Origin of the sequence: Azonexus fungiphilus, assembly GCF_003634965.1 — a bacterium.
Taxonomy (GTDB): Bacteria; Pseudomonadota; Gammaproteobacteria; order Burkholderiales; family Rhodocyclaceae; genus Azonexus; species Azonexus fungiphilus.
Map to the genome: position 1 here is coordinate 248,484 of NZ_RBXP01000011.1, position 15,350 is coordinate 263,833.

Annotated in this window: 14 protein-coding genes and 1 tRNA gene; 6 read left to right on the forward strand and 9 right to left on the reverse strand. The window is 64.0% G+C overall.

The features are described 5' to 3' along the window. The 9 genes from rseP to rfbD form a co-directional block, all read right to left on the reverse strand. On the reverse strand, positions 1 to 1,365 hold the full coding sequence (gene rseP, locus DFR40_RS04010) for an RIP metalloprotease RseP (RefSeq protein ID WP_121457183.1): 1,365 nt from the start codon (positions 1,363 to 1,365) through the stop codon (positions 1 to 3). Continuing rightward, positions 1,362 to 2,552, reverse strand: a complete 1,191-nt coding sequence (gene ispC / locus DFR40_RS04015) for a 1-deoxy-D-xylulose-5-phosphate reductoisomerase (protein WP_121457184.1) — start codon at positions 2,550 to 2,552, stop codon at positions 1,362 to 1,364. Before ispC ends, rseP begins: the two co-directional genes overlap by 4 nt. Then, entirely contained in the window at positions 2,549 to 3,379 is an 831-nt protein-coding gene (locus DFR40_RS04020; RefSeq protein ID WP_121457185.1) for a phosphatidate cytidylyltransferase, read from the reverse strand. Before DFR40_RS04020 ends, ispC begins: the two co-directional genes overlap by 4 nt. Beyond that, positions 3,372 to 4,133, reverse strand: coding sequence for a polyprenyl diphosphate synthase (gene uppS / locus DFR40_RS04025; protein ID WP_121457186.1), 762 nt, complete (start codon positions 4,131 to 4,133; stop codon positions 3,372 to 3,374). Before uppS ends, DFR40_RS04020 begins: the two co-directional genes overlap by 8 nt. Before the next feature lie 12 nt (positions 4,134 to 4,145). Then, positions 4,146 to 4,703: a ribosome recycling factor gene (gene frr / locus DFR40_RS04030; RefSeq protein WP_121457187.1), complete on the reverse strand. Its 558-nt coding sequence runs from the start codon at positions 4,701 to 4,703 to the stop codon at positions 4,146 to 4,148. 9 nt (positions 4,704 to 4,712) lie between these two features. Then, positions 4,713 to 5,429, reverse strand: coding sequence for a UMP kinase (pyrH, locus tag DFR40_RS04035; RefSeq protein ID WP_121457188.1), 717 nt, complete (start codon positions 5,427 to 5,429; stop codon positions 4,713 to 4,715). Between the two features lie 20 nt (positions 5,430 to 5,449). After that, positions 5,450 to 6,349 carry a translation elongation factor Ts gene (gene tsf, locus DFR40_RS04040; RefSeq protein ID WP_121457189.1) on the reverse strand — a complete coding sequence of 300 codons (900 nt, stop codon included), beginning with the start codon at positions 6,347 to 6,349 and terminating at the stop codon, positions 5,450 to 5,452. 61 nt (positions 6,350 to 6,410) lie between these two features. Further along, complete coding sequence (gene rpsB, locus DFR40_RS04045; RefSeq protein ID WP_121457190.1) at positions 6,411 to 7,154, reverse strand: 30S ribosomal protein S2; 744 nt, start codon at positions 7,152 to 7,154, stop codon at positions 6,411 to 6,413. Between the two features lie 212 nt (positions 7,155 to 7,366). Then, the gene (rfbD, locus tag DFR40_RS04050) at positions 7,367 to 8,260 is read right to left on the reverse strand and encodes a dTDP-4-dehydrorhamnose reductase (protein WP_121457191.1); all 894 of its coding nucleotides are present in this window, start codon (positions 8,258 to 8,260) and stop codon (positions 7,367 to 7,369) included. Between the two features lie 108 nt (positions 8,261 to 8,368). On the opposite strand from rfbD, the gene map reads away from it, so the two are divergent. The 6 genes from map to clpX all read left to right on the forward strand — a co-directional run bounded on the left by map (position 8,369) and on the right by clpX (position 15,292). After that, a complete protein-coding gene (map, locus tag DFR40_RS04055; protein WP_121457192.1) occupies positions 8,369 to 9,169 on the forward strand; it encodes a type I methionyl aminopeptidase in 801 nt (266 codons plus the stop codon). Then, positions 9,169 to 11,727, forward strand: a complete 2,559-nt coding sequence (locus tag DFR40_RS04060) for a [protein-PII] uridylyltransferase (protein WP_121457193.1) — start codon at positions 9,169 to 9,171, stop codon at positions 11,725 to 11,727. The genes map and DFR40_RS04060 overlap by 1 nt, the downstream gene beginning before the upstream one ends. A 79-nt stretch (positions 11,728 to 11,806) precedes the next feature. After that, a tRNA-His gene (locus DFR40_RS04065) sits at positions 11,807 to 11,882 on the forward strand. 141 nt (positions 11,883 to 12,023) lie between these two features. Beyond that, entirely contained in the window at positions 12,024 to 13,328 is a 1,305-nt protein-coding gene (gene tig, locus DFR40_RS04070) for a trigger factor (protein ID WP_121457194.1), read from the forward strand. 57 nt (positions 13,329 to 13,385) lie between these two features. Further along, positions 13,386 to 14,015 carry an ATP-dependent Clp endopeptidase proteolytic subunit ClpP gene (clpP, locus tag DFR40_RS04075; protein WP_121457195.1) on the forward strand — a complete coding sequence of 210 codons (630 nt, stop codon included), beginning with the start codon at positions 13,386 to 13,388 and terminating at the stop codon, positions 14,013 to 14,015. 14 nt (positions 14,016 to 14,029) lie between these two features. Next, positions 14,030 to 15,292 carry an ATP-dependent Clp protease ATP-binding subunit ClpX gene (clpX, locus tag DFR40_RS04080; RefSeq protein WP_121457469.1) on the forward strand — a complete coding sequence of 421 codons (1,263 nt, stop codon included), beginning with the start codon at positions 14,030 to 14,032 and terminating at the stop codon, positions 15,290 to 15,292. The last annotated feature ends 58 nt before the right edge of the window (positions 15,293 to 15,350 follow it).

Sequence of the window (15,350 nt, forward strand, 5' to 3'; positions counted from 1 at the left end):
TTAGCCGCCAAACAGGCGATTCAAGTCGTTAAAAAATGCGAAAGCCATCAGGGTGAACAAAATGGCCAGACCCAACTGCTGCCCGATGGCCATTGCCCGCTCGGAGAGGGGCTTCCGCCTGACGACTTCGATCATATGATACATCAAATGCCCACCGTCCAGCACCGGGATGGGCAGCAGGTTCAGGACGCCGAGGCTGATGCTGACAAGCGCCATGAACTTGACGTAGTAATCGAAACCGAGCCTTGCCGACTGCCCCGCATAATCGGCGATCGTCACCGGCCCCGAGAGATTCTTCAGCGACACCTCGCCGGTCAGCATCTTGCCCAGCATCAGCAGGCTGAACACCGACTTGTCCCAGGTCTCGCGCACCGCCTTGACGGCCGACTCGACGGGGCCGTAGCTGACGAAGGTACGCAGCGGACGGCGGCTTTCGCCGGTCTCGGCGACGCCGATGCCGATCTTGCCGATGCGCTTGCCGGCCTCGGAAAACACCTCTGGAACGAGGTCGACCGTGAAATTCTCCGTCTGGCGCACCAGTTCAAGACGCAACTGACGACCGCCGGCATCGCGGATGGCCATGACCAGTTCATGCCAGCTGGCGATCGCCCGGCCGTCAATGGCGACGACCCGATCGCCGGGCTGGATGCCGGCATGCTGCGCCGGACCATCCATGACCCGGCCGATCACCGGCGGCAGGTCGGGCCGATAGAAACGCAGGCCGAGACGCTCGAGGGCATCGCCCTCCCAACCATCCTCGGCGGCCGCCGCCAGTGCCAGGCGGCGGATGGCGATCTCGCCGCGGGCATTGATCACTTCCAGGACCGCCTCGTCCTCGACGGTGGCTTTCTGCAGCACCTGCCAGCGCAGGTCGTTCCAGGTCTGCACCGGCTCACCGTCGATGCTGCGCACCTGCTCGCCGGCCTGGATGCTGGCCACGGCAGCCGGCGTTCCGGCCGGTGGCTGGCCGAGCAAGGGCAGCAGTTCATCGCTGCCGTACATGAAAATACCCCAGTAGAGCAGGATCGCCAGCAGGAAATTGGCGAGCGGTCCGGCGGCGACGATCAGGCTGCGCCGCCCGACCGTCTGCCGGTTGAAGGCACGCTGCGCCTCGGCCGGGGCGACGTCACCCTCGCGTTCGTCGAGCATCTTGACGTAGCCGCCGAGCGGGATGACGCTGACTGCCCATTCGGTGCCGTCGGCGCCGAAACGCCGCTGCCACAGGACGCGACCGAAGCCGACCGAGAACCGGAGGACCTTGACGCCACACCAGCGCGCCGCCAGATAGTGGCCGAGCTCATGAAAGACGACCAGAACCCCGATGACCAGCGCGAAGGCGGCCAGATAGAACGGCAGTTCGCTCACGCGAAACGCGCCCCGGCAACCATTGCCGCGGCCATCCGGCGCGCCTCGGCGTCGGCGCCGAGAACATCGGCCAGACTGCCTTCCGGACCGGCCGGCAAGGCCGCGAGCACGGCCTCGTTGAGCCGGGCAATACCAAGAAACGGCAAGCGCCCCTCAAGGAAGGCCGCGACCGCGACCTCGTTGGCCGCGTTGAGAATGGCCGGCGCGGTACCGCCCGCGGCCAGCGCATCGTAGGCCAGTTGCAGGCAACGGAAGCGCTCGCAGTCGGGGGCGAAGAAATCGAGACGGCCAATGCGGAACAGGTCGAGCGCCTCGACGCCGGCGGCGATCCGCTCGGGCCAGGCCATCGCGTAGGCGATCGGGGTGCGCATGTCGGGATTGCCGAGCTGCGCCAGCACCGAACCGTCGGCATACTGGACCGCCGAATGGATCACGCTCTGCGGATGCACGACGACCTGGATCATCGCCGGCGCGGCATCGAACAGCCAGCGGGCCTCGATGACCTCGAGCCCCTTGTTCATCATCGTCGCCGAATCGACCGAGATCTTGCGCCCCATCACCCAGTTCGGATGCGCGCAAGCCTGCTCCGGCGTGACTTGTTGCAGGTCGGTCAGCGGCGTGTCGCGGAACGGGCCGCCGGAGGCGGTGAGCAGGATCCGCTCGACGCCGCAGGCGCTCAGGCCGCGCGAAAAATCCGCCGGCAGCGCCTGGAAAATCGCGTTGTGCTCGCTGTCGACCGGCAACAGCGTCGCGCCATGGGCGCGCACTGCGTGCATGAACAGCTCGCCGGCCATGACCAGGACTTCCTTGTTCGCCAGCAGCACCCGCTTGCCGGCGCGTGCCGCGGCCAGCGTCGGCTCCAGGCCGGCGGCACCGACGATCGCCGCCATCACGGTATCGACTTCGGGCAGCGAAGCCAGTTCGACCAGCGCCGCCATGCCATGGCGCACCTCGGTGGTCAGCCCGGCTTGCCGGCAGCGGGCCGCCAGGTCGTCGGCGAGCGCGGCATCGCGCAACACCGCGAAACGCGGCTGGAATTCCAGGCACTGCGCGAACAGCTTGTCGACCTGGCTGTGCGCGCACAGCGCAAAAGCCTTGTAACGATCAGGATGACGGCGGATGACGTCGAGCGTGCTGACGCCGATCGAACCGGTGGCACCGAGGACGGTGATGTTCTGCGGGGTCATGCGTTACCGACCAGGAGCAGCCAGGCCAGGGCGACCAGCGGCAGGGTCGAGGTCAGGCTGTCGATGCGATCGAGCACACCACCGTGCCCGGGCAGGACGTTGCTGCTGTCCTTGATGCCGGCCTTGCGCTTGAGCAGCGACTCGAACAGGTCGCCGATGATGCTGACCGCGGTCGCCAGCAGCAACGCCAGCACCCAGAGCGGCAAGGCAACCTTTCCGGCAAGATGAAGATGGCCGAGGACCAGCCCATAGACGAGGACACCGAGCGTGGCACCAGCCGCGCCTTCCCAGGTCTTGCCCGGGCTGATCGTCGGCGCCAGCTTGTGGCGCCCGAAACGGCGACCGGCGAAATAGGCGGCGATGTCGGCCATCCAGACCAGGGCGAAAACGGCGAGCAGCAGCGGCGCTCCAAACGCCCGCAACTGGACCATCGCCAGCCAGGTCGGCAGCAGCACGACGGCGCCGACGAGCAGCCCCGGCAGGCCACGCACGGCCCATTTGCCGCGCAGCCAGAACGGCACGAGCAGCAACCAGAACACGGTCGACAGCCCGTAGCAGGCAAAAACCCAGGCTTGCGCCGGCGCGAAACCGTCAGCGCCGATCGCCGCCGGATCGAGCAAGGCCAGCGCCGCGCAGAGCAGCGCCGTCGCCACGCCGAGCGCGATCCGGGCCGGACCGCGCCAGCCGAGCAGCGCGCCCCACTCCCAGGCACCGACGCCAATGAAGCCGGCGATCAGCAGCGCCCACACCGACTGCGGCAGCCAGAACAGGCTGGGCAGCAGGATCGCCACCAGCACCAGCGCGGTGATCACGCGCGTCCTAAGCATCGGGCGGCTCCGTTAACTGCTCGCTGGTGCGTCCGAAGCGGCGTTCACGCTGCTGGTACGAGGCGATCGCCTTGTCGAACTCGGCGGCGTTGAAATCCGGCCACAGGGTCGGGGTGAAGAAGAATTCCGTGTAGGCCAGCTGCCAGAGCAGGAAATTGCTGATCCGCTCCTCGCCGCCGGTGCGGATGAACAGGTCGGGCTCGGGCGCGAAATGCATCGCCAGATGGGGCTCGAGATCGGCCTCGGTCCAGGCGCCGAGCTTCTCCGGCGCACTCGTGGCCAGGCGGTTGACCGCCTGCATGATGTCCCAGCGCCCGCCGTAGTTGGCGGCGATGCTCAGTTCGAGCGCGCTGTTGCCGGCGGTGCGTGCCTCGGCCTCGCGGATCAGCGCCTGCAGTCGCGGCTCGAAGCGCGACAGGTCGCCGACCACGCGCAAACGAACGCCGTTGCGATCGAGCTTCTCGACTTCCTGCTCGAGTGCCTTGACGAACAACTGCATCAGCAGCGTCACCTCGTCTTGCGGTCGACGCCAGTTTTCCGACGAAAATGCGAACAGCGTCAGGTAGCGGATGCCGCGCTCGAGGCAGGAGCGCACCATCTCGCGGACCAGTTCGACACCCTTGACGTGCCCGGCGACGCGGGGCAAAAAGCGTTTTTTCGCCCAGCGCCCGTTGCCGTCCATGATCACCGCAACATGCTGCGGAACGCTTGCCACCGGCGGGAGATCCCGCGTCGAACTGGAGAACAGGGCCATGCAGCCGTTACGTCAGATCTGCATCAGCTCGGCCTCTTTGGCGGCGAGCATCTTGTCGACTTCGGCGATGTATTTATCGGTGAGCTTCTGCACGTCGTCCTGGGCGCGACGTTCGTCGTCCTCGGGAATGTCGCCCTTCTTCAGCGCATCCTTGAGGTGGGTATTGGCGTCGCGACGCAGGTTGCGGATCGCGACCTTGGCGCCCTCGCCCTCGTTCTTGACGACCTTGATCATTTCCTTGCGCCGCTCTTCGGTCAGCGCCGGCATCGGCACGCGGATCAGGTCGCCCTGCGAGGCCGGGTTGAGGCCGAGGTCGGAGTCGCGAATCGCCTTCTCGACCTTCTGCACCATGTTCTTTTCCCAGGGCTGGACGCCGAGGGTACGGGCATCGACCAGGGTGATGTTGGCGACCTGGTTAACCGGCACCGGCGAGCCGTAGTAATCGACCATCACATGGTCGAGCAAGCCGGTGTGGGCACGGCCGGTACGGATCTTGAGCAGGTCGTTCTTGAGTGCCTCAAGCGACTTCTGCATCTTCGCTTCGGCGGTTTTCTTGAGTTCGGCGATCATCTGTCTCTCTCAGCAATAAACCAGCGTGCCTTCATCTTCGCCGCAGACCACGCGCTTGAGCGCGCCGGCCTTGAAGATCGAGAACACGTTGATCGGCAGTTTCTGGTCACGGCACAGAGCGAACGCGGTCGCATCCATCACCGCAAGATTTTGCGAGATCGCATCGTTGAAGCTGATCTTGTCGTAGCGGGTTGCCGCCGGATCCTTTTTCGGGTCGGCGGTATAGATGCCATCGACCTTGGTCGCCTTGAGGACGATCTCGGCACCGATTTCCGAACCACGCAGGGCGGCGGCGGTATCGGTCGTGAAGAAGGGGTTGCCGGTACCGGCACCGAAAATCACCACCTTGCCTTCTTCGAGGTAGCGGATGGCCTTGCCGCGGATATAGGGCTCGACCACCTGCTCGATATTCAGGGCCGATTGCACACGGGCATTCAGGCCGCATTGACGCATTGCGTCGGACAGCGCCATGGCGTTCATCACCGTGGCCAGCATGCCCATGTAATCCGCAGTGGCGCGATCCATCCCGGTGGCCGTACCGGCCATGCCGCGGAAGATGTTGCCACCGCCGATCACGACACCGATTTCCACGCCCAGGTCAGCGACCGCCTTGATCTCGCCGCAGATTTCGCCGATCACCTTCGGATTGATACCGTAGGCGTCGGTGCCCATCAGGGCCTCACCGGAGAGTTTGAGGAGAATGCGCTTGTACTTGGGTGTGGTCATCGGCTTTCCTTTGCGGAAGATTACTTCTTGGCAGCCGCGGCAGCGGCCTGGGCAGCAACTTCGGCAGCGAAGTCGTCAACCTTCTTCTCGATGCCTTCGCCAACCATGAACAGCGTGAAGCTGGCCACCGAAGCGCCCTTCTGCTTCAGCAGTTGCTCGATGGTCTGCTTGCCGTCCTCGGCCTTGACGAAGACCTGGGCCAGCAGGGTGACGTCCTTCAGATACTTCTGGACGGTACCTTCGGCGATCTTCTCGAGCATGGCTTCCGGCTTGTTGTCGGCACGGGCCTTCTCGATGGCGACGCGACGCTCGGTTTCCAGCAGTTCGGCCGAAACGCCCGAGGCATCGAGTGCCTTCGGCTTGGAAGCGGCGATGTGCATCGCCAGATCCTTGCCAAGCTGCTCGTCGCCGCCGACCAGGTCAACCAGGACGCCGACCTTGGCGCCGCCGTGGATGTACGAGACCAGCTTGCCCTTGGCTTCGCAACGAACGAAGCGGCGGATGCTCATGTTCTCGCCGATCTTGCCGACCAGTGCGGTGCGGGTCGACTCGACGGTGCCTTCGCCCATCGGCAGGGCCGACAGCGCGGCAACATCGGCCGGGTTGTTTGCAGCGACCAGCGCCGCCGAGCCGTTGGCCAGGGCGATGAAGTCGTCGTTCTTGGCCACGAAGTCGGTTTCCGAATTGACTTCGATGATCGCGCCAACCTTACCGTCGGCGGAGATGCTGACCGCGACGATGCCTTCCGCGGCGATCCGGGCAGCAGCCTTGGAGGCCTTGTTGCCCAGCTTGACGCGAAGGATCTCTTCGGCCTTGGCCATGTCGCCGTCGGCTTCGGTCAGCGCCTTCTTGCATTCCATCATCGGCGCGTCGGTCTTGCCGCGCAGCTCTGCCACCATACCTGCGGTAATTGCCGCCATACTTGTTTCTCCTGAGCTTATGAGACAGGCGGAGCCTGGGGCTCCGCCGTTACACCGTTATTTATTCGGCCGCTTCTTCGACTTCGACGAACTCGTCGTCGCCGGCTGCGACGATTTCCTGGACGGCCAGGCTGCGGCCCTCGAGGATCGCGTCGGCAACGCCGCGGGCGTACAGCTGGATCGCGCGCGAAGAGTCGTCGTTACCCGGGATGACGTAGGAGACGCCTTCCGGGGAGTGGTTGGTATCGACCACGCCGATGACCGGGATGCCGAGCTTTTCGGCTTCGGTGATGGCGATCTTGTGGTAGCCGACGTCGATGACGAAGATGGCGTCCGGCAGGCCGCCCATGTCCTTGATGCCGCCGATCGACTTCTGCAGCTTTTCCAGTTCGCGACGGAAGGTCAGCGCTTCCTTCTTGGACATCTTTTCCAGGTCACCGGCTTCGACGGCCAGTTCCATGTCCTTTAGGCGCTTGATCGAGGTCTTGACCGTCTTGAAGTTGGTCAGCATGCCGCCCAGCCAGCGCTGGTCAACGCACGGAGCGCCGGCGCGTGCCGCTTCTTCGGCGATGATCTCGCGGGCCTGACGCTTGGTACCGACGAACAGGATGGTGCCGCGATTGGCAGCCAGCTTCTTCACGAAAGCCATGGCTTCGTTGTACTTGGCCAGGGTCTTTTCGAGGTTGACGATGTGAATCTTGTTGCGGGCACCGAAGATGTACGGGGCCATCTTGGGGGACCAGAAACGGGTCTGGTGGCCGAAGTGGACACCGGCTTCCAGCATTTCGCGCATGGTAACGGACATTGCAAAACTCCTTTAAGGGTTGTACCGCCATCCGCCGCAAACGTCCGTCATTATTTGGTTTTGACGAACACCCTTAATCGGCGGATGTGTGGGATTGACGACCTGCACCACGCAGGCCGACGTTCTTTCCGGACCATTCGATCAGGAAAAACCCGACAATTATAGCAACCAAATCGCCGCACCAAAACCCCTACCCGCAAGGGGAAGCGACATCACGCCGGAAGCCGTTCCAGCATCCTGGCCAGATAGGGACGCCAGCACGGCATGCTCAGACCAAAATCCTGCCCGAGACGCGAGCAATCCAGACGCGAATTGGCCGGGCGCCGAGCCGGTGTCGGATAGTCGGCCGTGGTGATAGCCCGGATGGCAGCCGGCGCAAGACGCAGCCCCCACCCCTGAGCAATGGCGACGGCGACGATCTCGCGGGCAAAGTCGCACCAGCTGAGCGGGTTCGCCGCAGCCAGGTGGTACAGCCGGTTTTCGCCGATTTCAAGGCGTCGACCGTGAGCGAGGCGCAACAATGCGGCAGCGGTGACATCGGCGATCAGCGCCGCCGGCGTCGGCGAGCCAACCTGGTCGGCAACGACGCCGAGGTCGTCGCGCTGCGCCGCCAGGCGCAGGATAGTCCGAACAAAGTTGCCACCATGCTCGCCGAACACCCAACTGGTGCGAAAGATCAGCGAACGACCGGCGACCGCCTGGATCGCCGCCTCGCCGGCCAGCTTGCTGCGCCCATAAACGCCCTGCGGCGCCACCGGATCGGTCTCGACATAGGGCGTCGCCTTGCCGCCGTCGAAAACATAGTCGGTCGAATAGTGCACCAGCAAGGCGCCGCAAGCCGCCGCCGCAGCCGCCAACTCACCCGGCGCCCGGGCATTGATCGCCTCGGCCAGCGCCGGCTCGCTCTCGGCCTTGTCCACCGCCGTATACGCGGTGGCATTGACGATCACCGCCGGCCTCAGCGCACCGACCAGGGCGTGAATCGCCGCCGCGTCGGTCATGTCGCAATCGGCCCGCCCGCAGGCATGCACTCCCCCCAGAGGCGCCAGCGCGCGCTGCAACTGCCAGCCCACCTGCCCGTCCTTGCCCAGCAACAGAATCTTCATCACGGCACTCCCGAAAACCCGTGCAGTATGCCATCACCCGCAGCTGCGGCTTTGCGAATGAGAGGCCATCCTTTATCCTTGCCCTTTGCCAACGCTTCAAGAACCGCCATGAGCATCACGATCAAGACGCCCGATGAAATCGAGAAAATGCGCGTCGCCGGCCGCCTCGCCGCAGAAGTCCTCGACTACATCGAACCCTTCGTCAAACCGGGCGTCACCACCGAGGAACTCGACAAGCTCTGCCACGACTACATGGTCGACGTCCAGGGCTGCATTCCGGCACCGCTGAACTACGCGCCCTCCGGCTACGACCCCTACCCCAAGTCGATCTGCACCTCGATCAACCAGCAGGTCTGCCACGGCGTCCCCAGCGACCGCGCCCTGAAGAGCGGCGACATCGTCAATCTCGACATCACCACGATCAAGGATGGCTACCACGGCGACACCAGCCGGATGTTCATCGTCGGCGAAGGGTCGATCCAGGCCAGACGCCTCTGCGAAATCACCTTCGAGTGCATGTGGCTGGGCATCTCGGTGGTCCGCCCCGGCGCCCACCTCGGCGACATCGGCGCGATCATCCAGAAATACGCCGAGAAGAACGGCTATTCGGTGGTCCGCGAATTCTGCGGCCACGGCATCGGCAAGAAATTCCACGAGGACCCGCAGGTGGTCCATTACGGCAAGGCCGGCACCGGCGTCAAACTCGAACCCGGCATGATCTTCACGATCGAACCGATGATCAACGCCGGCAAGGCGGCGATCCGCGAGATGCCCGACGGCTGGACCATCGTCACCAAGGACCGCAGCCTGTCGGCGCAATGGGAGCACACCGTGCTGGTTACCGAAACCGGCTACGAGATCATGACGCTGTCGGCGGGCACCCGGCCGAAGCCCGACTGGATCGCCTGATGGAGATCGATGTCGCGGCGTTGCGCGCCGGCGTCAAGGCCCGGCAGGCGGCCCTGCAGGCCCGCTATCTCGACAACAACGACGCCGAGGCCCTGCTGCGCCAGCGCAGCGACGACGTCGACGAAACGCTGCGCCAGCTCTGGAACGCCTTCGACTTCCCCGCCTCGATGACGCTCGCCGCCGTCGGCGGCTACGGGCGCGGCGAACTCTACCCAGCCTCCGACATCGACCTGCTGATCCTGCTGCCGCAGGAAGCCAGCGCCACCACCACCGCCAAGCTCGAGCGCCTGGTCAGCTGCTTCTGGGACATCGGCCTGGAAATCGGCCACAGCGTGCGCACCATCCAGGAATGCCTGAACGAGGCGGCCGGCGACATCACCGTCCAGACCGCGCTGCTCGAGGCCCGCCTGCTGACCGGCAGCGACAAGCTGTTCGCAACCTTCCGCAAGCGCCTGTTCGGCAACCTCGACCCGCTCGGCTTTTTCGAAGCCAAGCGGCTCGAACAACAAGACCGCTACCTGCGCTACAACGAGACCCCCTACAGCCTCGAACCGAACATCAAGGAATCGCCGGGCGGCCTGCGCGACCTCCAGGTCGTCTTCTGGATCGCCAAGGCGGCCGGCTACGGCGCCACCTGGGAAGAACTCGGCAGCGCCGGGATCATGTCGCAGGAAGGCGTCGCCTTCGGCAAGCAGTTCGAGGACTACCTGCGTCATCTGCGCATCCGCCTGCACTTCCTTGCCGGCCGCCGTGAAGACCGCCTGCTGTTCGACTACCAGAGCAACCTGGCGACGCGCTACGGCTATGCCGACAATGAATCGAAGCGTGCCTCCGAGCAACTGATGCAGGCTTATTACCGCAACGCCAAGGGACTGACGCTGCTCAACACGATCGTGCTGCAGAACCTCGGCGCCGCCCTGGCGCCGGAGAGCCTGCAATGCCCGCAGGACTACGACGGCAACTTCCAGATCGTCGGCAACCTGCTCGACGTGCGCGACGAAACCCTGTTCGAGCGCCAGCCGGCGATGATCTTCGATGCCTTCCTGATCATGCAGGAAAACAGCGAGCTGCAGGGCATGACGGCCACCACGCTGCGCGCACTGTGGCTGGCCGGCGAACGCATCGACGACAGCTTCCGCGCCGACCCGGCCAACCGTGCCGCCTTCCTGCGCCTGCTGCAAAGCGAGCGCGGCATCGTGCACGAATTCCGGCGCATGAACCAGCTCGACATCCTCGGCGCCTACCTGCCCAATTTCGGGCGCATCGTCGGCCAGATGCAGCACGACCTCTTTCATGTGTACACCGTCGACCAGCACATCCTGCAGGTCGTGCGCAACCTGCGCCGGTTCACGATGAGCGAGTTCGCCCACGAATACCCGCTCTGCTCGCGCATCATCAACGAGTTCGATTCGCCCTGGCTGCTCTACGTCGCCGCCCTCTTCCACGACATCGCCAAGGGCCGCGGCGGCGACCACTCGGAAAAGGGCACCGTCGACGCCCGCGATTTTTGCCAGAATCACGGGTTGACCGTGGACGATACCGAACTGGTCGTCTGGCTGGTCCGCCAGCACCTGGTCATGGCCCAGATCGCCCAGAAGGAAGATCTCAGCGACCCGGCCGTGATCGCCAGGTTCGCCGCACTGGTCGGCGACGTCCGCCACCTGCAGGCGCTCTACCTGCTGACCCACGCCGACATCCGCGGCACCAGCCCGAAGGTCTGGAACCAGTGGAAAGGCAAGCTGCTCGCCGACCTCTACCAGCAGACCCTGTACCACCTGACGCGCGACGAATCGCCGGTCGCTCACGGCATCATCGCCGAACGCCAGGCCGAAGCAATGCGCCTGCTGCGCTTTTTCGCACTCTCCGACACCGTCCATGAGCGCCTGTGGAAGCAACTCGACACGGTCTACTTCCTGCGCCACTCGGCCGAGGAAATCGCCTGGCACACGCGCTCGCTGCACTACCGCATCTACAACAACCAGCCGGTCGTCCGCGCGCGCCTGTGGCAGGAAGGCGTCGGCCTGCAGGTGATGGTGTACACCCGGGACCAGCACGACCTCTTCGCCCGGCTGGTCGGCTTCTTCGCCCGCGCCGGCTACAGCATCGTCGATGCCAAGATCCACACGACGGCGCACGGCTACGCCCTCGACAGCTTCATCCTGCTCGACGTCGAGAAGCGCGAACACAGCCGCGAGATGCTCGCCTACATCGAACACGAACTGGAAGACCGGTTGAATCGCCAGGCACCGCCAGAAGCTCCGTCGGCTGGCCGCCTGTCGCGCCAGGTCAGGCATTTCCCGATCAAACCCGAGGTCAGCATCCGCGGCGACGAGAAAGGCACCCATTTCGTCCTCTCGCTGATCGCCGCCGACCGCCCCGGCCTGCTCTACACGGTCGCCCGCACGCTCGCCGAACACGGCGCCGAACTGCACACGGCGAAGATCGCGACACTCGGCGAGCGCGCCGAAGACGTCTTCCTGATCAGCGGCGGCGATCTGCGCGACACCAACCAGCGGATCCGCCTCGAGACCGACCTGATGGAGCGCCTGAAGGTCTGAGCGACAATTGCGCAAAAAAGTCGAAAAGCCTGTAGACAGGCTCCACAGAAGGACTTACAATGCGCGCCTTCCTACAGCGGCGGCTGTAGCTCAGTTGGTAGAGTCCCGGATTGTGATTCCGGTTGTCGTGGGTTCGAGCCCCATCAGTCGCCCCAGAATTCGACGCCCGCAGACCAAAAGTCTGCGGGCGTTTTTCTTTTCGGAGCCGTCGACAACGCCGCGCATCGTCGCTGCCGCCGGCACCGTGATATGATTGCCAGCTTTATTTTTCGGCGCCTTAAGCACAAGGAATTTTCATGGAAGCAACTACCGCACAAGCCAACGAACTCGAACGTCGCATCGACCTCTCCATCGCCATCGCCGATGTCGAGAAGGAAATGGAGCCGCGCCTGAAGCGCATGGGCCGCAACATGAAGATGCCGGGCTTCCGTCCGGGCAAGGTGCCTTTCGCCATGGTCAAGCAGCAGTACGGCGACCAGGCGCGTCACGAAGTCCTCTCCGAGCAGCTCGACCGTGCTTTCGGCGAGGCCGTCACCGCCCAGAAACTGCACGTCGCCGGTTACCCGCGTCTCGAGCCGAAGGCTGGCGAAAGCACGACGCACATGGAATTCACGGCGATCTTCGAGGTTTATCCGGAATTCGTGCCTGGCGACCTGTCGACCGCCGAAATCGAGCGCCCGACGCTGGAAGTCGGCGCCGCTGAAATCGAGAAGACCCTCGACATCCTGCGCAAGCAGCGTGTCCGCTACGACAACGCCGAGCGCGGCGCGGCCAAGGAAGACCGTGTCGTCATCGACTTCACCGGCAAGAAGGACGGCGTCGCCTTCCAGGGCGGCTCGGCCACCGACTACCCCTTCGTCCTCGGCCAGGGCATGATGCTGCCCGACTTCGAGAACGCCGTCGAAGGCGCCAAGGCTGGCGAAAGCAAGACTTTCGACCTGACCTTCCCGGAGGACTACCATGCCAAGGATCTGGCCGGCCAGACCGTCCAGTTCGAAATCACCGTCAAGCAGGTCCAGGCCCCGCGCCTGCCGGAAGTTGACGCCGATTTCGCGAAGATGATGGGCGTTGCCGATGGCGACGTTGCCAAGATGCGCGCCGAGATCGAAGCCAATCTGAAGCGCGAGGTCAAGCGCCGCATCGAGGCCAAGCTCAAGGACCAGGTCATGGAAGCCCTGCTCAAGGCCAACCCGATCGCCATCCCGTCCTCGCTGGTCGACATGGAAATCCAGCGCCTGATGCAGGCCGCCCGCCAGGACATGGAGCAGCGTGGCATGAAGGTCAAGGACATGCCGCTGCAGCCGGAATGGTTCGCCGACCAGGCGAAGCGCCGCGTGACCCTTGGCCTGATCCTTGCTGAAGTGGTCAAGACGGAAAGCCTCCAGGCCAAGCCGGAGCAGGTCCGCGCCATGGTTGAGGACATGGCCGCCAGCTACGAGCAGCCGGAAGAAGTGATCCGCTGGTACTACGCCCAACCGCAGCGCCTGAGCGATGTCGAGGGCGTTGCCATCGAGAACAACGTCGTCGAATGGGTGCTCGGCAAGGCCAAGGTCAGCGAAAAGGCCGTGGCTTTCGACGAGCTGATGAACCAGGGCCAGTAAGCCGGTTCCTCGTCAGGAAAACGACAAGCGTCTTAAATGCAACAACAAAGGGCCAACATGAATATCGACAACGCAAGCAACTGGGATCCGCAGGCCTTGGGCCTGGTCCCGATGGTGGTGGAACAGAGCGGACGCGGCGAACGCGCGTACGACATCTATTCGCGCCTGTTGAAGGAGCGGGTGATCTTTCTTGTTGGCCCGGTCAACGATGCCAGCGCCAATCTGGTGGTTGCCCAGTTGCTCTTCCTGGAAGCCGAGAACCCGGACAAGGACATCTATTTCTACATCAACTCCCCCGGCGGTTCGGTGACCGCCGGGATGTCGATCTACGACACCATGCAGTTCATCAAGCCGAACGTGTCGACGCTGTGCATCGGCCAGGCCGCCTCGATGGGCGCCTTCCTGCTCTGCGCCGGCACCAAGGGCAAGCGCTTCGCCCTGCCCAACTCGCGCGTGATGATCCACCAGCCGCTCGGTGGCTTCCAGGGCCAGGCCTCGGACATCGCCATCCACGCCCGGGAAATCCTGTCGATCAAGGACAAGCTCAACCGGATCATGGCCGAACATACCGGTCAGCCGCTCGAGCGCCTCGAGAAGGATACCGACCGCGACAATTTCATGTCCTCGACCGAGGCGATGGAATATGGTTTGATTGACAAGGTGCTGACCCGCCGCGACGCGGCTTGATCGAGGAGAAACGGATGTCGAAGGACGGCCAGGAAAAACTGCTTTATTGCTCGTTTTGCGGCAAGAGCCAGCACGAAGTCAAGAAACTGATCGCCGGCCCGTCGGTGTTCATCTGCGACGAGTGCATCGCCCTGTGCAATGACATCGTCCATGACGAGCTGCCCGAGGAATCGGCCAAGGCCGGCCGCTCCGACCTGCCGACGCCGCGCGAGATCAGCGCCATCCTCGACCAGTACGTGATCGGCCAGGAGGTTGCCAAGCGCATCCTGGCGGTTGCTGTGTACAACCATTACAAGCGCCTGCGCCACACGTCCAAGAACACCGGTGACGTTGAACTGGCCAAGAGCAACATCCTGCTGATCGGCCCGACCGGTTCCGGCAAGACCCTGCTTGCCCAGACGCTGGCGCGCATGCTCAACGTCCCCTTCGTGATGGCCGACGCCACCACGCTGACCGAAGCCGGCTATGTCGGCGAGGACGTCGAGAACATCATCCAGAAGCTGCTGCAGAAATGCGACTACGATGTCGAGAAGGCCCAGCAGGGCATCGTCTACATCGACGAAATCGACAAGATCTCGCGCAAATCCGACAACCCGTCGATCACCCGTGACGTCTCCGGTGAAGGCGTGCAGCAGGCCCTGCTCAAGCTGATCGAAGGCACCACCGCCTCGATCCCGCCCCAGGGCGGGCGCAAGCACCCGAACCAGGACTTCGTCCAGGTCGACACCACCAACATTCTGTTCATCTGCGGTGGCGCCTTCGCCGGCCTGGAAAAGGTCATCCGCAACCGCTCCGAGCGCGGCGGCATCGGCTTCGGTGCCGAAGTGAAGAGCAAGGACGACGGCAAGGAAGTCGGCAAGATCCTGCTCGACGTCGAACCCGAAGACCTGATCAAGTTCGGCCTGATTCCCGAACTGATCGGTCGCCTGCCCGTAGTTGCCACGCTGCAGGAACTCGAGGAAACCGCCCTCGTCCAGATCCTGACCGAACCGAAGAACGCCCTGGTCAAGCAGTACCAGAAGCTGTTCAACATGGAAGAGGTCGACCTGGAAATCCGTCCGGCCGCCCTTTCCGCGATCGCCAAGAAGGCGCTCGAGCGCAAGACCGGCGCCCGCGGCCTGCGCTCGATCATGGAACACGCGCTGCTCGACGTGATGTACGAACTCCCCGGCATGGACAATGTCGAAAAGGTCGTCATCGACGAGAACATGATCAACGGCGACACCCCGCCGCTGCTGATTTACGCCGACCAGCCCAAGGTCTCCGGCTCGAACTGAGCCGGGGGTTCTTGAAATCAGGTTTCCTGCCCCCACCTAGGGGGCTCATACCCATTTC